Annotated in this window: 17 protein-coding genes; 11 read left to right on the top strand and 6 right to left on the bottom strand. The window is 72.4% G+C overall.

The features are described 5' to 3' along the window. Positions 1–19 precede the first annotated feature (19 nt). Positions 20–1,126 carry a family 2 encapsulin nanocompartment cargo protein terpene cyclase gene (locus ACFWYM_RS09145; RefSeq protein WP_384832384.1) on the top strand — a complete coding sequence of 369 codons (1,107 nt, stop codon included), beginning with the start codon at positions 20–22 and terminating at the stop codon, positions 1,124–1,126. Positions 1,127–1,184: 58 nt separating this feature from the next. Here the strand turns inward: ACFWYM_RS09145 and ACFWYM_RS09150 are convergent, their stop codons facing one another. The 3 genes from ACFWYM_RS09150 to ACFWYM_RS09160 form a co-directional block, all read right to left on the bottom strand. After that, positions 1,185–1,592, bottom strand: a complete 408-nt coding sequence (locus ACFWYM_RS09150; protein WP_384832387.1) for a RidA family protein — start codon at positions 1,590–1,592, stop codon at positions 1,185–1,187. 141 nt (positions 1,593–1,733) lie between these two features. Then, positions 1,734–2,276, bottom strand: a complete 543-nt coding sequence (locus tag ACFWYM_RS09155) for a DUF1707 domain-containing protein (RefSeq protein ID WP_384832390.1) — start codon at positions 2,274–2,276, stop codon at positions 1,734–1,736. Between the two features lie 20 nt (positions 2,277–2,296). Further along, positions 2,297–2,680 carry a hypothetical protein gene (locus ACFWYM_RS09160; RefSeq protein WP_384832393.1) on the bottom strand — a complete coding sequence of 128 codons (384 nt, stop codon included), beginning with the start codon at positions 2,678–2,680 and terminating at the stop codon, positions 2,297–2,299. A 229-nt stretch (positions 2,681–2,909) separates the two neighbouring features. Between ACFWYM_RS09160 and ACFWYM_RS09165 the strand changes: the two genes are divergently transcribed. The 5 genes from ACFWYM_RS09165 to ACFWYM_RS09185 all read left to right on the top strand — a co-directional run bounded on the left by ACFWYM_RS09165 (position 2,910) and on the right by ACFWYM_RS09185 (position 9,462). After that, positions 2,910–3,623: a GntR family transcriptional regulator gene (locus ACFWYM_RS09165; protein ID WP_384832396.1), complete on the top strand. Its 714-nt coding sequence runs from the start codon at positions 2,910–2,912 to the stop codon at positions 3,621–3,623. 224 nt (positions 3,624–3,847) lie between these two features. After that, positions 3,848–4,519: a two-component system response regulator CseB gene (cseB, locus tag ACFWYM_RS09170; RefSeq protein ID WP_384832728.1), complete on the top strand. Its 672-nt coding sequence runs from the start codon at positions 3,848–3,850 to the stop codon at positions 4,517–4,519. Between the two features lie 5 nt (positions 4,520–4,524). Further along, positions 4,525–5,910, top strand: coding sequence for a sensor histidine kinase (locus ACFWYM_RS09175; protein WP_384832399.1), 1,386 nt, complete (start codon positions 4,525–4,527; stop codon positions 5,908–5,910). A 147-nt stretch (positions 5,911–6,057) separates the two neighbouring features. Then, positions 6,058–6,828: an ABC transporter ATP-binding protein gene (locus ACFWYM_RS09180; RefSeq protein WP_384832731.1), complete on the top strand. Its 771-nt coding sequence runs from the start codon at positions 6,058–6,060 to the stop codon at positions 6,826–6,828. Positions 6,829–6,891: 63 nt separating this feature from the next. Then, the gene (locus ACFWYM_RS09185; RefSeq protein ID WP_384832402.1) at positions 6,892–9,462 is read left to right on the top strand and encodes an ABC transporter permease; all 2,571 of its coding nucleotides are present in this window, start codon (positions 6,892–6,894) and stop codon (positions 9,460–9,462) included. A gap of 130 nt (positions 9,463–9,592) precedes the next feature. On the opposite strand, the gene ACFWYM_RS09190 is transcribed toward ACFWYM_RS09185, so the two are convergent. Further along, positions 9,593–10,156 carry a CGNR zinc finger domain-containing protein gene (locus tag ACFWYM_RS09190; RefSeq protein WP_384832405.1) on the bottom strand — a complete coding sequence of 188 codons (564 nt, stop codon included), beginning with the start codon at positions 10,154–10,156 and terminating at the stop codon, positions 9,593–9,595. A gap of 106 nt (positions 10,157–10,262) precedes the next feature. On the opposite strand from ACFWYM_RS09190, the gene ACFWYM_RS09195 reads away from it, so the two are divergent. Then, complete coding sequence (locus ACFWYM_RS09195) at positions 10,263–11,012, top strand: haloacid dehalogenase type II (protein ID WP_384832408.1); 750 nt, start codon at positions 10,263–10,265, stop codon at positions 11,010–11,012. On the opposite strand, the gene ACFWYM_RS09200 is transcribed toward ACFWYM_RS09195, so the two are convergent. Beyond that, positions 11,000–11,932: a GntR family transcriptional regulator gene (locus tag ACFWYM_RS09200; RefSeq protein ID WP_384832411.1), complete on the bottom strand. Its 933-nt coding sequence runs from the start codon at positions 11,930–11,932 to the stop codon at positions 11,000–11,002. The genes ACFWYM_RS09195 and ACFWYM_RS09200 overlap by 13 nt on opposite strands. Before the next feature lie 179 nt (positions 11,933–12,111). On the opposite strand from ACFWYM_RS09200, the gene ACFWYM_RS09205 reads away from it, so the two are divergent. Next, a complete protein-coding gene (locus ACFWYM_RS09205) occupies positions 12,112–13,419 on the top strand; it encodes an aspartate aminotransferase family protein (protein ID WP_384832414.1) in 1,308 nt (435 codons plus the stop codon). 40 nt (positions 13,420–13,459) lie between these two features. On the opposite strand, the gene ACFWYM_RS09210 is transcribed toward ACFWYM_RS09205, so the two are convergent. Then, entirely contained in the window at positions 13,460–14,368 is a 909-nt protein-coding gene (locus ACFWYM_RS09210; RefSeq protein WP_384832417.1) for a glycoside hydrolase family 16 protein, read from the bottom strand. A 209-nt stretch (positions 14,369–14,577) separates the two neighbouring features. Between ACFWYM_RS09210 and ACFWYM_RS09215 the strand changes: the two genes are divergently transcribed. From ACFWYM_RS09215 to ACFWYM_RS09225, 3 genes are all read left to right on the top strand, one after another. After that, entirely contained in the window at positions 14,578–15,642 is a 1,065-nt protein-coding gene (locus ACFWYM_RS09215; RefSeq protein ID WP_384832420.1) for a type III polyketide synthase, read from the top strand. A gap of 81 nt (positions 15,643–15,723) precedes the next feature. After that, the gene (locus ACFWYM_RS09220) at positions 15,724–16,275 is read left to right on the top strand and encodes an RICIN domain-containing protein (protein WP_384832423.1); all 552 of its coding nucleotides are present in this window, start codon (positions 15,724–15,726) and stop codon (positions 16,273–16,275) included. 65 nt (positions 16,276–16,340) lie between these two features. Beyond that, positions 16,341–18,668 carry an Rv1355c family protein gene (locus ACFWYM_RS09225; protein ID WP_384832426.1) on the top strand — a complete coding sequence of 776 codons (2,328 nt, stop codon included), beginning with the start codon at positions 16,341–16,343 and terminating at the stop codon, positions 18,666–18,668. The last annotated feature ends 68 nt before the right edge of the window (positions 18,669–18,736 follow it).

The raw sequence follows: 18,736 nt of genomic DNA on the forward strand, positions 1-18,736 counted from the left end.
CCTGTGAACGGAGTTGCGGATGGAAACGCTGAATCGGCTGCTGTCCGGCCCCTCCGGGCTCGGCACGAGCTCGCTGCGCCTGGCTCCGGGCCCGGAAGGGGCTGCCCCAGGCCCGGCAGAGGCTGATACACCGGCCGCCGCGCCGCCCCCCTCCCCGCGCATCGAGGGCCTCTACTGCCCGCCCGCGGTGCGGGACGACCGCGCGCTGGCCGACGAGGTCAACGAGCGCGTCGTGCGGTGGGCGGAAGAGGAGGTGGACCTGTATCCGGACACCGATCTGCGCGCGGCCCTGCTCGCCTTCGACCCCGGGCGTTCGGTGATGCTGTGCCACCCGGACGCGCCCGGCCTCGACCACCTCATGGCCGCCGCCCGGCTCCTGGTCGCGGAGAACGCCGTGGACGACTACTTCTGCGAGGAGGAGTACGGCGGCCGCGCGGACCGGCGCGGCGCGGCGCTCGTCGTCGCCCAGTCCGCCATCGACCCCGCCCACAACACCCCGCACTACGAGGCCGACGGGCGCGCCGCCCTGGCCTCCCACCCCGCCCTGCGCTCGATGCGCTCGGCCATGGACCACTTCCTGGAGCTGGCCAGCCCGGCGCAGGGGCACCGCTACCGGCACGACATCGCGAACCTCTACCTCGGCTACAACGCGGAGGGCGACTGCATCACCCGCAACCGCACCCCCGCCGTGTGGGAGTACCTGGTGCAGCGGCAGTTCAACAGCTTCCGCGCCTGCCTGACCATCACCGACGCCATCGGCGGCTACGAGCTGCCCGCCGCGCTCTTCGCGGAGCCCGGCATCCAGCGCGCGGTCGCCCTCTCGTCGAACGCGGCGACCCTCTGCAACGACCTCTACTCACTGCGCAAGGAGCAGCAGAGCGAGCGCTTCCACTACAGCCTGCCCACGGCGATCGCCGCCGAGGAGGACTGCTCCATCGACGAGGCGTTCCAGCTGGCGATCGAGGTCCACAACGACATCGTCCACCTCTTCGAGGACCAGGCCGCCGCGCTCTCCCCCACGCACCCGGTGGTGGCCCGCTTCATGACCGGGCTGTCGAACTGGATCGGCGGCAACCACGAGTGGCACTCGGGGAACGTGGGCACGCGCTACGCGACGTCGCCCTGAGCGGCGTGCAGAGTCCAGGCGGCCTCGTGCGTGGCGGCGACGAGCGCGTGTTTCGTTGTCAGTCGATGACCGCCGTCGCCTCGATCTCCACCAGGTGCTCCGGGAAGGCCAGCGCCGCGACCCCGATCAGGGTGCCCGGCGGCACGGGCGTGACCCCGAGCCTCGCGGCGGCGCGGGCGGTCCCCGCCATGAACAGGGGCATCTTGTCGGGGGTCCAGTCGACGACGTACACGGTCAGCTTCGCGACATCACCGAAGGACGCCCCGACCCCCTCCAGTGCGGTGGCGATGTTGAGGTAGCACTGCTCGACCTGGGCGGCGAGGTCCCCGGCCCCGACAGTGACCCCGTCGGCGTCCCAGGCGACCTGCCCGGCGAGGAAGACCTGCCGGGTCCCGGAAGCGACCGCCACCTGCCGGTACGCGTCGACTTCCGGCAGCCCGGGGGGATTTACCAAGGTGATGGCCATGTCGCTGTCGTCCTCTCTCGTGGTTACCGGGGAACCGTAAGAGAGCGCACGCTGACGTGGAAGAACGCACTTTTCGGAGAGTGGGGAACCTCGCGGTGACCCAGCAGCTCAGGGGCATGAACGGCTCAGGGACGTGAACCGTCAGCGCCGTGCGTGCCGGATCGTCAGCCGCCCGAACCCGACGACCCCGGAGATCCGGATCGTCGGACCGCCGGGCCGGGCACCCCGCCGGGGCTTGTAGCGCGGCTCCTTCCACCCGACACTCAGCCCCTCCAGGTCCACGGTCGCGTCGCGCGGCACCGTGATCCTGCTCCTGCCGGTACCGAGCTGCACCTCGATGTCGACCACCGGGGTCTCGATGACCGCCCGGGACAGATCCAGGTTCATCCGCCCGAACCCGGTCACCACCTTGAGCGTCCGGGGCACCCGCCAGGCGCCGCGCCGCCGGATCCGGCCCGCGGGAGCGGAGATCGTGGCCGTGTCGCCCGCCTGCTCCGCCGGGAGCGAGGCCAGCGCCGACCGGATCTCGCCCTGCGTGGCGGCGGCGAGCACCCGGCCCACGCGCTCGTCCATCTGCTCGTGCGAGAGATACCCCTCGGCGTACGCCTGCTGGAGGCGCCGGGCGGCGCTGTCGCGGTCGTCGTCGCCGACGAGTTGGGACGGATCTTCGGGCAGCTGGGGCACCGCTTCACTCTAGGCCGTACTCACCCCCGTACGGTGACCTCGAGCCGCTCCGAGGCCCGCCACTCGCCGGTGGCCCGGTGCACGAGGTAACTGACCCGTGCCGTGCCCGGTTTGGGGCCGGACACGGTGAAGACGATGCTGTGGCCCACGTCCTCGGCGCCGACGACATGGCCGTCGATCCGCGAGGTGCGCAGCACCCCGGTGTCCCAGCGCAGCTGCACCTGGTCCCCGCCGCTCATGCCCTCGTACGGCTCGACGCGGACGACGAGCCGCCGCGCGCCGCCCTGCTCCAGCGGGACGACGAGCCGTGGCGCCCCGCCATGCGCGGCGACGGTGACGCTGTCCGCCGCGTCGATGACGGGTGCCGCCAAGGGCCCCGAGAACACCTCTGCCGTCTCTGTCATCGTGACTCCCTCGCATCCCCGATGCACCGGCGCGCGAACCTGAGCGGGGACGGCACGCCGCCCCGCCCCTCTCCCCTCATCATCCTCGGCCCGGCCGCCGCCGGTACATGCTCATTCACCCTTTCTTCGCGGCCAGTTCGGCCGGCTGACACGCGCCGACGGCACCCGCCCCGGACCCCACTCGCGCCCCTGTTCCACCGGCCGCGCGGGCGTCGGGGAGGATGGGGGCATGACGACGGTGGAACCCTTGGGCGCGGTGCGCGAACGCGTGCTCGCCACGCTGCGCCAAGAGATCATCAGCGGTCGCCTGCGCCCCGGCGACCGCCTGGTCGAGCGCGAACTCGCGGACCGTTTCGGGGTCTCGCGGGTCCCGGTGCGCGAGGCCGTCCGGGCGCTGCTCGCCGAGGGCTTCGTGACCTTCGAGACGCCGCGCCGCGCCGTCGTACGGACCCTGACGCGCACCGACGTCGCCGAACTCTTCGAGCTGCGCGAGGCGTTGGAGGTCTACGCGGCCGGGCGCGCCGCCGAACGCGGGACGCGCGACGACGTGGCGCGCCTGGAGGAGCTCCTGGACGCCGCCGCCCGCGCGACGGACAGCGGCGAGGCGGAGGCCATCACCGACATCAACACCCGCTTCCACGACCACGTCCTGGCCATGGCGGGCAACGGCCTGCTGATCTCCGTCATGGAGCCGGTCGACGGCCGCCTGCGCTGGCTGACCCGGCAGAACGAGGAGTGGCGCCACCTCCTCACCGAACACCGCGCGCTGTACGAGGCCGTGGCCTCCGGCGACGCGGACCGCGCCCGCGACATCGCCCTGGCCCACGTCCGCACCAACTACCGCTCGACGGTGCGGCACCTGTTCGGTGACGGCAGGGACGGCAGGGACGGCAGGGACGGCAGGGACGGCAGGGACGGCAGGGGCGACGGGGACGGCAGCTGACTCTGTATCGGCCGTGTATCACCCAGGACGGGGTCGGCCATCGATCCGGCGCCCGGGCCCGCATCCCAGGTGATCCGTGCTGAGCTGGGGTTATCGTTCGGTATCAAGTGGCAACAAGCCACCTCAAGCCGTACGAAAGGGAGCGCTGCCCCGTGTCCCCGTCCGCCCCGGCCCCGGGCTCCTCCCGTCCCCTGCGCGTGCTGCTCGTGGAGGACGACGACCTGATGCGGCGCTCGTTCACCGTCGCCCTGGAGCGCTACGGCTACGAGATGAAGGCCGCGGCCGACGGGCTCACCGGGCTTGAGCTCTTCCGTGAGCAGAGCTTCGACCTGCTGATTCTCGATGTGATGCTGCCGGGGCTCGACGGGATCGGGCTGTGCCGCAGGGTCCGGGAGACCAGCCTGGTGCCGGTCCTGATGATGTCCGCGCGCGGCGACGGCCTCGATGTCGTCGCGGGCCTGGAGGCCGGGGCGGACGACTACGTGGTCAAGCCCGTCGACACATACGTCCTGGTGGCCCGCATCCGCTCGCTGCTGCGCCGGGCGACGTACGCGCCCGCGGTGAGCACGGAGCAGGCCGCCGTGGAGGGGCCGCCACCGCCCGACGAGGGGCAGGTCCTCGTCTTCGGGGACCTGACCGTCGACACCGGCGGCCTGGAGGTGTCCGTGGCCGGCGAGCCCGTGGCGCTCACGCCGACCGAGCTGAAGCTGCTCCTTGAGTTCGCCGCCCACCCGGGCATCGTCCTGGAGCGGCACACCCTGCTGCGCAACGTATGGGAGTACGGCTGGGACGGGGACAGCCGGGTCGTGGACCTGTGTGTGCAGCGGCTGCGCGGCAAGCTGGGCCGGGACAGGATCGAGACGGTCCGCGGCTTCGGCTACAAGCTCAGGCGCTGACCCCGGTGGACTCCCCTCGCCGACCGCCCCTCCTGCACCGGCTGCGGCCCGCCCGCGCCTCCTTGCGCTGGAAGATCGCCGCCCTCGCCGCGGGCACGGCCTGCCTCGTCGTGGCGACGGTGGGCGTGCTCGTCCATGTGTGGACCGCGCGGGACATCCGTGAACGGGCCGAGGCACAGGCGTTCAACACCGTGTACTCGGCCATGGACGTCTACCGGCGCACCGGCACCCTCGCCGACGGCGCCGAGCTCGATCCGGCCGGCCTGCCCGCCTCCCTGCGGCACCCGGCCGACGGGGCTCGGCACACGGCCCACGACGGACACGTCGACGCGGACTCCAACATGGGACCGACCGCGTGGGCCGCCCAGCGGACCGGCGGCCCGGGCAGCCCGGTCCTCGCCGTCCGGATCAACATGAGTTCCCAGTTCCACACCCTGCGCCGCCTCGACATGACCATGACGGTGGCCTCGCTGCTCGCCCTCGCGGCGGCCGTTCCGCTGACGGCCTACGGCGCCGGGCTGATCGGCCGCCGTCTGCGGCGGGTGTCCGAGACGGCGGGGCGGATCTCCGCCGGGGACCTCGACGCCAGGACCGGCCCCACCACGGGCGGCGACGAAGTGGCCGAGATCGCCGCCACCGTCGACCTCATGGCCGACACCCTCAGCAGGCGGCTGCGCACCGAGCGGCAGTTCACCGCGGACGTCGCCCACGAACTCCGCACCCCTGTCGGCGGTCTCCTCGCCGCCGCCGACCTGCTGCCGCCCGGTGAGACGGAGGATCTGCTGCGGGGCCGGGTGCGGGATCTGCGCGCCCTGATCGAGGACCTGCTGGAGATCTCCCGGCTCGACGCCGGGGCCGAACTGCCGGTCAGCGCCCGGGTGCCGCTCGGCGCCGTCGTGAGCGAGGCCGTGACACGGACGGGGCTCGACACGAAGGTCACGACGGTCCCCGCGCACGCGGCGGGTGGAGCGGTCACAGCGGGAGCGGCCGATACGGCGGGCGGCGGGGACAGCGCGGCAGGCACGGACGGTGCGGACGGCACAGACGGTGCGGGCGGCACAGATGCCTCCGGCACCGTGGAGACCGACCCGCGCCGCCTCGAGCGCATCGTCAGCAACCTCGTCGTCAACGCCCACCGGCACGGCGCCGCCCCCGTCGAGGTCACCGTCGAGGGCCGTACCGTCGTCGTGCGCGACCACGGCCCCGGCTTCCCCGATGAGCTGCTGCGCACCGGTCCGCGCCGCTTCCACACGGGCGCCGCCGAGCGCGGCACGGGCCACGGCCTGGGCCTGACCATCGCCCTGGGCCAGGCCCGGCTGCTGGGCGCCGAACTGCGCCTGGACAACGCGCCGGACGGCGGCGCCGTCGCCACGCTCCGGCTGCCCGCCTGACGGGACCGCGACGGCGCCCCGCGCGGAACTGCTACGGAGCGGCGCCATGGCCGATACACGGCGGCGCAGGTCCGGATACGTTCCCCGGACACCCTTCGGAGTGCACGTGATCGCACCCGAAGAGGAGTCCCGGTGACCGCCGAACCCCTGGCCCCGTACGTACCGCAGCACCCCGCCCCCGGCATCGCGGCCGCCGCTTCCGGCCTGTCGAAGGCATACGGCACCGGTGACACCCGGGTCGTCGCCCTCGACCAGGTCAGCATCGCTTTCCGGGAGGGCGAGTTCACCGCGATCATGGGCCCGTCCGGCTGCGGCAAGTCCACGCTGATGCACTGCGCCGCCGGGCTCGACTCGGCCGACTCGGGCTCCGTGCGCATCGGCACGACCGAGCTGAGCTCCCTCGACGACCGGCAGCTCACCGAACTCCGCCGCGACCGGGTCGGCTTCATCTTCCAGGCGTTCAACCTGCTGCCGACGCTCACCGCCCTGGAGAACATCACGCTGCCGTTGAGCATCGCGGGCCGCAGGCCCGACCCGGCGTGGCTGGACCGCGTGGTCTCCATGGTCGGCCTCGCGGAGCGGCTCGGGCACCGGCCCGGCGAGCTCTCCGGCGGGCAGCAGCAGCGCGTGGCGGTGGCCCGGGCACTGGTCTCCCGGCCCGCGATCATCTTCGGCGACGAGCCCACCGGGAACCTGGACTCGCGGGCGGGGGCCGAGGTCCTCGGCTTCCTGCGTGACTCGGTGCGCGAACTGGGCCAGACCGTCGTGATGGTGACGCACGACCCGGTCGCCGCCGGATTCGCCGACCGCGTGGTCTTCCTCTCCGACGGCCGCCTGGTCGACGAGATGGCGCGCCCCACCCCGGAACGGGTCCTGGACCGGATGAAGGAGCTGGACACCCGCTCCCGTACGAGCTGAGCCCCCGCGCAGCGAAGCCGCTCCCACGCAATCCGCCCACGCCCCACCTCCCCGAAAGCCACCATGCTGAAATCAGCCCTGCGCAACGTCCTCGCGCACAAGGCCCGTCTGCTCATGACCGTCCTCGCGGTCTGCCTGGGCGTCGCCTTCGTCTCCGGCTCCCTCGTCTTCGCGGACTCGTCCGCCGCGGCCTACCGTGCCGCCGCGACACGGAACTTCGCGGACATCGCGGTCTCCGTGACGGCGAAGGAACCCCCGCCCGGAGCCACGGCCGACGCCCACCGCAGCGCCTCCGTCCTCGACGACGCGCTCGCCCGGAAGCTGGCCGCGGTACCCGGCGTGAGCGACGTACGGCCGACGGTCCACGGCACGGCGACCCTCAACTCCGCGGACGGCACGCCGCTGCGGGCGAGCAGCGGCTGGTCCAACCTGGCCGGCGCCTACGTGCCCGGCAAGGACGGCAAGGACAGCCGCTATCCGCTGGTGGCGGGCCACGCCCCGCGCACGAGCGGTGAGATCGCCGTCGACAGCGGCACCGCGGCCGCCGGTGGCTTCTCGATCGGCGACAAAGTCACGCTCGCCACCGACGGCCCGGCCCTGACGAAGCGGCTCGTCGGCATCGTCACCACCAAGGACAGCCGGGTGACCGCGGGCGGCACCCTCGCGCTCTTCGACAAGGCCACCGCCCAGCGGCTGTTCGAGACGCCGGGCCACTATTCGGCGATCGACCTGTCCGCCGCGCCCGGCACCGACCAGGTCGCCCTCTCCGAGCGGGTCGGCGGGATGCTCCCGGCGGACCGGGCCGAGGCCACCAGCGGCGCCGCCCTGGCCGCCCAACAGGCCACGAACGTCGACATGATGACCCGGGGGCACCAGAAGCTGCCGATGGTCTTCGCCGGGGTGGCGCTGTTCATCGGCTCGTTCCTCATCGTCAACACGTTCACGATGCTCGTCTCCCGGCGCACGCGGGAGATCGCGCTGCTGCGGGCCATCGGCGCCTCCCGCCGCCAGGTGGTGCGCTCCGTCCTGTGGGAGGCGGTGCTGCTCGGGCTCGCCGCGTCGGTGGCCGGATTCCTGCTCGGCCTGGGCATCGCCGCCGTACTGCCCGAACTCCTCACCACCTCGCAGAAGGCGCTGCCGAGCGGGCCACTGGTGATCGGTCCGCGCCCCGTGGTGGCGGCGCTCGGCGTGGGTGTCGGCGTCACGGTGCTCGCGGCCTGGCTGCCGTGCCGCAGGGCGGCGCGGATCGCGCCCGTCGAGGCGATGCGCGCGTCCGAACAGCCGCCCACCGCCGCCCGGTCCCGGGTCCGCGGCGCGACGGGCCTCGCCCTGCTCGTCCTCGGCGCCGGGCTGCTGGTGTCCCTCAGCGGGGCGAAGGACGCGTCGGAGGACAACCTGCAGAGCGCGATGCTCGGCTGCGCCCTCCTCGTCGCCGCCCTGATGGTCCTCGCGCCGCTGCTCGCCGCCCCGGTGATCCGGCTGAGCGGTCGGCTGACCGCCCGCTTCGGGATCACCGGCCTGCTCGCCCGCGAGAACGCGCTGCGCGACCCGCGGCGCACCGCCGCCACCGCCTCCGCCCTGATGGTCACCACCGCCCTGGTCGCCGGGCTCGCCGTCATCGGCCACTCCACCGCGCAGGCGCTCGACCGGCAGGCCGCCGCCGGGCTCGGCGCCGACTACGTGATCAGTACGCGCACGTCCACGGACGGCCTCGACCAGGCCGCCGTCCAGCGGGTGGCCGACACCAAGGGCGTACGGACGGCCAGTCCCGTCGCGGACTCCTCCCTGTTCGTCGGCGGCGGGGTCCGGACGGTCTCCGGCGTCGACCCCGCCACCGTGAACTCCGTGATGAGGCTCGACTTCGTCAGCGGCTCCGCCAAGGACCTCGGCCCCGGCCGGATCGCCCTCTCCAGCACCCTCGCCCGGCAGCAGGGCGTGACCACCGGCGGGCAGATCCGGGCGAGCCTGGGCCGCGGCCAGAAGCCCGTGCGCTACACCGTCGTCGGCGTCTACCAGGACAACCCCGTCGCCCACGACGCCCTGGGCGCCCGCGGCGAAGTGCAGCGCACCGCGTTCAAGCCCGACTCGGTGCAGCGGATCCTCGTCCGCACCGACGGAGCCACGGTTTCGAAGTCGATGGAGGACCGGCTGCGCGCGGCCGTCGGCGGCAATCCCCTCCTGAAGGTCCAGGACCGACGGGCCCTCGCCGACGAAGCGGCGGGAGTCATGGCCGACCTGCTGACCCTGATGTACGGGCTGCTCGCGATCGGCGCCGTCATCTCGGCGCTCGGCATCGTCAACACCCTGGCCATGTCGGTCGCGGAGCGCACCCGGGAGATCGGCATGCTGCGCGCCCTCGGCATGAACCGCGCGGGCATCCGGCGCATGGTCCGCCTGGAGTCGCTGACCGTGGCCTCCTTCGGCACCCTTCTCGGCCTGGCAGCCGGGCTGTTCGGGGCCTGGACGGTCGGCGCGCTGGCGGCCGGCGCGATGCCCGAGTACTCCCTGGCACTGCCCTGGGGGACGCTGGCCCTGATCTGCCTGGTGTCGCTCGCGATGGGCGCCCTCGCGGCGGCGGTACCGGCGCGCAGGGCCGCCGGGCTGCGGCCGTTGGAGGCGGTCGCGGAGTCCTGAGGCGTGCTGTGCCGGGTGGACGCCACGCATCACCGGGGGGGGACGACACGGTTCACCGGGGGGCTGTCGCGCCGGCTGTTCAGTCGTCGGTCCTGTTCAGTCGTCGGTCCCGTTCAGTCGTCGGTCTTGTTCAGTCGTCGGTCGGCGCGGCGGCCACCCGGCCCTCTCGTCTGCGGGCCCGGTAGGCCGCCGCCTTGACGCGGTTGCCGCACGCGTCCATCCCGCACCAGGTGCGCCGGGCGCCGCGCGAGCGGTCGAGGTAGATGCGGGTGCAGTCGGCGCGGCCGCACTCCTTGAGGCAGGCTTCGGGGTCGGCGAGCAGGGCGATGGCGCTGCGGGCCAGGTGCGCGAGGACCTGGTGCAGGTCTCCCGACCGGTGCAGCCCCTTGTCGCCGAGCTTGAGCGTGAGCGGGGGCCCAGCGGCCACGGCATTGACGACCTTGAGGCTGCTCGGGTCGAAGGACCGCCCGAGCACCCGGTCGAGAGCGAGCCGGTGGACCGCCTCGCGCAGGGACAGGGCGGAGTCGAAGGCCGCGGCGTCGACGGCGACCCGGTCCGGCAGCTCGTCGCACGCGGCCACCCACCGCTTCAGGTCGGCGGGCACGGCGAGGAGCTCGATGGGCTCGTCCCGACGGGATCCCACGGTGGCGGCCAGGTCGAGGGCCGCGTTGCCGCTCACGAAAGCGAATTCCACGTCACCATCTTGACCGGTGACGCCCCCTGCTGACAAGGTCGTCACCAGTTGAACCGGTGACGCGCATCGAGGCCGGAGCCGGATCGCACGAGCTGGGAGAGAGGCCATGGTGGAGTTCCGCGACATCGAGGTCGAGGTCGTCGTCTTCGACATCCTCGGCACCCTGGTCGACGAACCGGGCGGCCTGCGCGCCGCGTTGCGCGAGGCGATGCCCGCATCGGGCGACCCGGGCGAGACCGGCGACTCGGGCGAGTCAGGCAAGTCAGACGAGGCGTCCGTCGAACGGCTGCTGACCGTGTGGCAGCGCCACGTCGAGGAGGAGCAGCGGCGCATCGCGCAGGGCGAGCGCGCCTACGCGACCTCGGAGGTCATCGACGCGGAGGCCGCCCGCCGCGTGGCCGACCACGCGGGACTGACCGACCCGGCGGCCATCGCCCGGCTGGCGACGGCCGGACAGCGCCTGCCCCCGTGGGAGGACACGGTGACCGGCCTGGAGCAACTGGCCCACCACGTCCCCGTACTGGGCCTCTCCAACGCCTCCGGCAAGACCCTGCTGCGGCTCGACGCGCACGCCGGGCTGCGCTGGCACCAGGTCCTCTCCGGAGAGTCGGCGCTCGCCTACAAGCCGGACCCGCGGGTCTACCAACTCGCCCTGGACGCCGCCGGATGCGCACCGGAGCGCGTGCTCATGGTGGCCGCCCACGCCTGGGATCTCCGCGCGGCCCGAGCGAGCGGTCTGCGCACCGCCCACGTCCGGCGCCCGGCCGGTGACCCGCCGACGGACTCCGACGCCTTCGACGGGCACTTCGAGGGCCTGGACGACCTGGTCACCGCGCTGAGCGCTCAAGCGATCTGAAGGTCCCGTACGACGTCGGCGACCATCCTGATGGACGCGGCGTCGAGGACGTTGCCGAACTCGATCACCCGCACCCGCCCCTCCAACTGCCGCTTCAGGTCCGGCATTTCACTGGGGACGATCACGAGGTCGACGCCCCGGAGGTCCTCGTCGGCCGTCCCGGCGAGGACCTGGATGTTGGTGACGCCGGCCTGGGTGAGGGAGTCGCGGATGCTCACGGCCTGGTCGTCGGTCGAGTAACGCAGCCCCACCGCGCGGTTCTTGGGCACCTGGGCGATCTGGAGCAGCGTCTGGATGTGCGGCGCGACCACGATCGCGATGACGTCGGTCGTGGGGCGGCGCAGCATGCCGCGCACCTCGGCGAGGTGGAAGAAGGTCGTCAGGACCAGGTCGGGGTGCTCGTCGGCGGGGTCGAACTCGCCGAGGACCAGCGGCTTCACGGGGATGCCCACATGCTTTCCGAGCTCGTCGGAGAAGTACGTGGCCCGCTCGACGTTGCATTCCACGAAGGAGACCTGGGGCACCTTGTCCGCCGCGCGCAGCGCGAAGTCCATGACGAGCTCCTGGATGTCGGACGGCCGCAGCCCGAGCTCCATGCACTCGCGGGCGGCGGACTCCAGGACGGAGCGGGCCCGGTCCCGGGCCGCCGAGGTCGAGCGCGCCCGCTCGCCGCCGACCACCACCATGCCGTTGCGCCCCCGCGCCTCGACGAGACCGAGGTCCCGCAGCTCGCTGTAGGCGTGCGCCACGGTGTTGCGGTTGATGCCCAGATTGTCGGCGAGCAGCCGGGTGCCGGGCAGCCGCTCCCCGTCCCGCAGCTCACCCATCTCGATCATGAACGTCAGCTGCGTGACGATCTGCCGGTAGATGGGGACGTCGGAGTGCTGACTGACACTGACGTTACTGGCGCTGGCGCCCATGACCCTCCGGATCTCCTTTATGGCCTAGCCGAGAGTGTAGCCCAGTAGGTCATAAAGCCCCTCCGCTTGCATCCCCTTCTATTTGGCATAGCATCCTGTGCCATAGAACGTGGACGACGATCGGTCGTCACCCATCGGCGGCCCCGGCGCCGCCACGCACCAGCAAGAGGAGGTCCCCCATGACCGCGGACACCATGTGGGCTGACGTCGAACGTCATGTGGTCCGGTACGGCGCGAGCTTCACGCCGCGCATCATCGAGAGCGCGAGCGGCTCCTACGTCCACGACAGCGACGGCGGGACCCTCCTCGACTTCACGTCGGGCCAGATGAGCGCCGTCCTCGGGCACTCGCACCCCGACATCGTCCGCGCCGTCTCGCAGTCGGTCGCCTCGCTGGACCATCTCTTCAGCGGCATGCTGAGCCGGCCCGTCGTGGACCTGGCCAAGCGCCTGTCCGCGACGCTGCCGGACCCCCTCACCAAGACGCTGCTCCTGACGACCGGCGCCGAGTCCAACGAAGCCGCCCTCAAGATGGCGAAGCTGTACACCGGCAAGTACGAGGTCGTCTCCTTCGACCGGTCCTGGCACGGCATGACGTCAGGCGCCGCCGCGGCGACCTTCTCCGCCGGGCGCCACGGCTACGGCCCGACCATGCCGGGCAGCCTCACCCTGCCCACCCCCAACGCCTACCGCTCGCCGTTTTGCCGCCCCGACGGCTCCTACGACTGGGAGGCGGAACTCGCGTACGGCTTCGCTCTCGTGGACCAGCAGTCCACCGGCTCGCTCGCGGCGTGCCTGGTCGAACCGATCCTGTCGTCCGGCGGCATCATCGACCTGCCGCCCGGCTACCTCGCCCGCCTCAAGGAGATGTGCGCCGAGCGCGGCATGCTCCTCATCCTCGACGAGGCCCAGACCGGCCTCGGCCGCACGGGCCAGATGTACGCCTTCGAGCGCGACGGCGTCACCCCCGACCTCCTCACGCTCTCCAAGACGCTCGGTGCCGGACTGCCGGTCGCGGCGGTGGTGACCAGCGCGGAGATCGAACAGGTCTGCCGGGACCGCGGCTTCCTCTTCTTCACCACCCACGTCTCCGACCCCCTCGCGGCGACCGTGGCGCTCACCGTCCTCGACGTCATCGAGCGCGACGGCCTCGTCGAGCGGTCCGCGAAGCTGGGCGCACAGCTCACCGAGCGCCTCCTTGGCCTGCGCGACACGTACGAGGTCGTGGGCGACGTCCGGGGCCGCGGCCTGCTGCAGGGCATCGAGCTGGTGCAGGACAAGGAGAGCAAGACGCCCGCGGACGCGCTCGGCCAGGCCGTCACGGCGGCCTGCCTCGACCGGGGCCTGCACCTCAACATCGTCCAACTCCCCGGCATGGGCGGCATCTTCCGCATCGCCCCGCCGCTCACGGCGACCGAGGACGAACTGCACGCGGGCATCGACATCCTCACGGACGCCCTCAAGGCGGTGCTGGCAGCCCGCAGTTGACGCCACCGCACCGCACGGCCTCCGCTGATCCGCCCCCGGATCACTTCCACCCGTAGGCGTACGCGGCGACCCAGGTGATCTCCAACTGCGCACTGCTGCCGGGCGCTGCCCCCGGCCCCTCCAGCGCGCTCTCGTTCTGCAGGACCCAGGACAGGGGGCGGTCCGGCACTCCCCTGGTGTCGTGGCCCGTCTCCCGTCCGTCCACGAAGAAGCGCACGCTCCCGGGCGTCCACTCGGTCGACACCGTGTGCCACTCGGTCCAGTCGTCGGCGCCGCGGAAGGCGCCCTGCTCGCCGCCGCCGCACGGGTGGTGGAAGGCCGTGAGGGATCCGGTCCAGTTGCCCTCGGGGTGGTCCATCTCGCAGCCGCCGCCGTAGTGCAGCCAGGCCGACTTGTATCCGGGGGCCGGACGGGTCACCTTGATGCGCGCGCTGTACTTGCCGTACTTCATCTGCATGACGGCGCGCGGCACGACCGCCGCCGCGTGGACCGGCCCTCCGTCGGCGGGCCGCCACATCCGGATACGCATGCGGCCGTCACCGTTGTGCGCAGGCCCCACGCTCACGGTGTCCTCCGGGTGGTAGACACCGACGACGTCACGCCCCCGGTCGTTGGCGGTGTCGCGCCAACCGGTCGGGTAGGCCCACCAGTTGTCCCGGTACGCGCCGTCGAGGCCGCCGCAGTACGCGGCCGACGTGTCGATGTGGTGATCGCAGTCGCTGAACGCGCCGAGCGGCACCCGGTCACCGGTGAAGTCCTCGGCGAGGACCTGCCAGAACGGCCCGCAGTCACCGCGCGGCACCTCCGTGGCGGCCGTCGCACCGCAGGCATCCCCCGACCGCGGCGCACCCCCGGCGCTCGGGATGCACAGCAGGGCGGCGAGCAGAGTGGCGCCGACCGCCACGAGCACGACCGGCCTGCGCCGTCTCCCCGCCGCGTGTGATCCCATCGCGATGCCCTTCCTCCCGGCCCCGCACACCCGACGCCATCCGTCCACGGACGCCCCGCACGCGTCAAGCCCCACGGCGGCTCCAGCACTCCACGACACCGCGCCCCGCACGCCGCACACCGGAACCAGGAACTCCCCCCAACTGCACGGGAGTTGCCCCTCCACGGCTCCACGGCTCAACGGCTCCACAGCCCGAAAGGCGGTCCGCCATGACACGCATCGCCTCCGTGTACAAGGTCACCGCTCCACACCGGCACACCCAGGAAACACTCGCCGCCCGCCTCAAGGCCGCGCTCCCCGACGCCGACCCGGAGCTGCTGCACCGCGTGCACACCTCCTCCGGCGTGCACACCCGCCACCTGGCCCTCCCTCTCGACGCCTACGACGCACTCACGGGCTTCGGCGACGCCAACGAGGCGTATCTGCACAGCGCGTCGGACCTGGGCACCGAGGCGATCGACGGCGCGTTGCGGTCGGCAGGTGTCACCCCCGCGGACGTCGACATGCTGATGTTCGTCTCGACGACCGGCCTGGCCACACCGTCCGTCGACGCCCGCCTGATCCCCCGTCTCGGGCTACGGGACGACATCGTCCGCCTGCCGGTCTTCGGGCTCGGCTGCGCCGCCGGTGCGGCGGGCCTCGCGCGCGTCGACGACATGCTGCGCGGCCGCACCGACGCGCTGGCGGTGCTGCTCTCCGTGGAACTCCCCACCCTCACGCTCCAGCGCGACGACCCGTCCCCCGCCAACCTCATCGGCAGCGCCCTGTTCGGCGACGGGGCGGCGGCGCTGGCCCTGTGCGGACCACGGCACCCCGCAGCCGCAACCGCTGCCGGACCGACCGTCGTGGCCACCCGCAGCCTGCTCATCCCGTCCGGCGAACGCGCCCTGGGCTGGGACTTCACCTCCACCGGCTTTCGCGCGGTGCTCGGCCCGGAGATCCCCGGCCTGGTCCGCACCCACCTCCCGGACACCGTCGACGCCTTCCTGACGGACCACCACCTGACCCGCGGCGACATCGGCGCCTGGATCTGCCACCCCGGCGGCCCCAAAGTGCTCGACGCGGTCGAGACCTCCCTCGCCCTGCCCGCCTCGGCGCTCGCCCCCTCCCGTACCTCCCTGGCCCAGGTCGGGAACCTCTCCTCCGCGTCGGTGCTGCACATCCTCGCCGACGTCACGGCGGCAGGCGTCGAGCCGGACACCTGGGGCCTGGTCCTCGGCTTCGGCCCGGGATTCTCCGTCGACCTGGCCCTGCTGCGCTGGGACTCGGCCTGAGCCAGTCGGATCGCCCCTCCCAAAGGGGCAATGCCCCCTGGGACGATGCGCGTTTTCGATCTTGGTCGTAGTGTCAGGCGGATGAAGAAGACGATGGGTTCCGTGGTGGCCTCGGGGGCTGCGATAGCGGCGATAGCCGGTGGCGTGGTGGTGCAGGGTGCTGCACCGGCGCAGGCGAGAGTGAAGCTGAACAACATTCAGCTGCACTCGATGTGGGGGAAGAACCTGTGCCTGTCGATGGCCGGGAGCAAGAAGAGTGGGGCCGCACCGAGGATCGCGAAGTGCTCGAAGCACAAGACGCAGCGATGGACGTTCAAGTATGAACGCTATGGGTCGTACGGGTACAAGCTGAGGAACGACCATTCGGGCAAGTGCCTGTATGTGGGCAGCACGAGGCAGGGCGCGGCGATCAAGCAGGCGACCTGTCCGAAGTACAACGACCAGAAGTTCCGGTGGCGTCCGGTCAACAAGGCCGGGGCCGAGAAGGGGCACATCAGGAACTACGAGAAGCTGCGCAACGCGTACTCGGGGAAGGTGATCACCTTCGGTTCCAGGGTCGGTTCGAAGGCGGTCAGCGGGAAGGCGAAGACGGGCAGCAAGCATCAGTCGTGGTATCTGCCGGCGTTCGTCTGAGCGTTGGCTCGCAAGGGGGCCGGGCAGGCGCCCGCCGATGTCCACGCAACGCATGAAGGTGCCCGATGAATCTGGAAGCCCGGATCAGTTCTCTCGCCGCCACCACCGGCGGTGCCGACGCCCCTTGGCGGCCGGTGCTGTACGCCCTCGACGACGGCGCGCAGCGGGCGGCCCTCGGCGCGATGCTCGAGCGCGGCGAAGTGACCGAGGTGCGGGACACGGTGGCCGAGCAGGCGGCGGAGCTGCTGACGTCGCGCAGGCCCGACTGGCGCCCGGACACCGGCGAGTTGGCCGCGGCGGTGGAGGCGCACCTCGGCGGTCCGGCGAGCGCGTACGGGTCCTGGGTCTGGTATCCGTGGTCGCGCCGGCTCGTCCACGTCCTGCCCCCGGACGAGTACCGCGAGCTGCGGCAGTCCCGCAACCGGTACAAGATCACGGCCGAGGAGCAGGCGCTCCTCACGGACCGGACGATTGCCGTCATCGGGCTGTCCGTGGGGGCCGCGAGCGCGGTCACACTCGCCCAGGAGGGGGTGGGCAGCCGGTTCCGGCTCGCCGACTTCGACCGCCTTGCACTGTCGAACCTCAACCGGCTGCGCGCCTCGGTCACCGACATCGGCCTGCCCAAGGTCGTGATCTCCGCCCGGCAGATGTACGAGATCGATCCGTACCTCGACATCGAGGTGTGGCCGCACGGGCTCGCGGAGGGCAACGTGGATGCGTTCCTGACCGGCGGCGGCCGCGCCGATCTCCTCGTGGAGGAGTGCGACGACCTCTACATCAAGGTGTACGCCCGCGAGCGGGCCCGCGCGCAGGGCATCCCGGTGCTCATGGAGACCAACGAGCGCGGCATGCTGGACGTGGAACGGTTCGACCGTGAGCCCGAACGGCCGCTGCTGCACGGGCTGTTGAGCGGTGTGGCGGCCGCCGACCTCAAGACGCTGTCCACCCGAGAGAAGGTGCCGTACGTCCTGCGGATCCTCGATCAGGAACGGCCGTCGGAGCGCTTCGTCCCGTCGCTCGTCGAGATCGGGCAGACCATCTCCTCGTGGCCGCAGCTCGCGTCGGGGGTGGCGTTGGGTGCCGCCCTGGTCACCGACACGGCCCGGCGGCTGCTCCTGGGGACCTTCACCTCGTCGGGCCGCTTCTTCGTCGATCCTGGGGAACTGGTCCGGGACGGTGGGGAGGTCACCGTGCGGGCGGCCGGGACCGCCCCTGGGGACGGGCCGGCGCCGGAGGCCGACGCGCCCGCCCTCGTCCTGCCCGAGCCCGGCGGGGACCTGGACGAAGAGACGGTGCGCCGTCTGGTCGCGTACGGAATACAGGCCCCGTCCGGGGGCAACACCCAGCCCTGGCTCTTCGTCTCGCGGGGCCGGGTGCTGGAGTGCCGCATCGACGACAGCCAGGCGCCGTCCCTGCTCGACTTCGAGAGATCGGCCAGTCATCTGGCGATCGGTGCTGCGGTGGAGAACATCGACCTGGCCGCCCGGGCCGCCGGGTGGAGGTGCACGGCACGGCTCTTTCCCGACCCGGCCGACCCCGGCCTGGTCTGCGAACTCACCTTGACCGAAGGCGTCGAGGGTGAAGGGGGCAGCGAGGGCGCCGACGCGCCGCCGCTGTCGCTGTCGCTGACCGAGTGGATCGAGCGGCGTACGACCAACCGCGCCCTCGGCTCGGACGCCCCGCTCGCGCGCCGGGCGGCCGCGGCGCTGACACGGTGCGCGGACGAGAGCGGAGCACGCCTCCATCTGGTCACCGAGCGCGGCCAGTTGGACGAACTGGGCCGCATTCTGGGCGCCGGTGACCGGCTGCGCATGATGTCGAGGCCGCTGCACCACGACATGATGGCCGAACTGCGCTGGGGCGACGAGGCCGTGCGGCGCACCCGGGACGGCATCGACGTGGCCACGCTCCAACTCGACACGACGGACCTGACCGGCATCTCCATCGCCCGGCACTGGCCGAACCTTGCCTTCCTGCGACGGATCGGAGGCGGCGCCTCGTTCGAGGAGGGCGCCCGCAAGCTCGTCGCGGCATCGTCGGCGATCGGCGTCCTGAGCATTCCCGGCACGGCCCCCGACGCCTATGTCCAAGGGGGACGGGCACTCCAGCGCCTGTGGCTGACCGCCACCTCACTCGGCCTCGCGGTCCAGCCTCTCAGCTCGCTGCTCTACCTCTTCGCGCGCGTCGAACGGGGCGGCGGGGCGGGGCTCGACGCGGACGAGAGCGCCACGTTGCGGGACCTGCGCGCCAGGCTCACCGACCTCGTGCCGCACCACCCCGACGAGGCCGAGTTGCTGCTCTTCCGGATCTCCGACGCCCCGGCCCCCACGGTCCGCTCGCTGCGCCGCGACGTCGGCTCGGTCCTGCGTTTCGCCGGGCCCGGGCGCGCCTGACGCGTCGGCCATCACGGCGAGGAGGAAGGGCCGCTGAGGAAGGGCCGCTTCGGAGGGAGTTTCCGAAG

This window comes from Streptomyces sp. NPDC059009 (assembly GCF_042740175.1).
GTDB lineage: Bacteria > Actinomycetota > Actinomycetes > Streptomycetales > Streptomycetaceae > Streptomyces.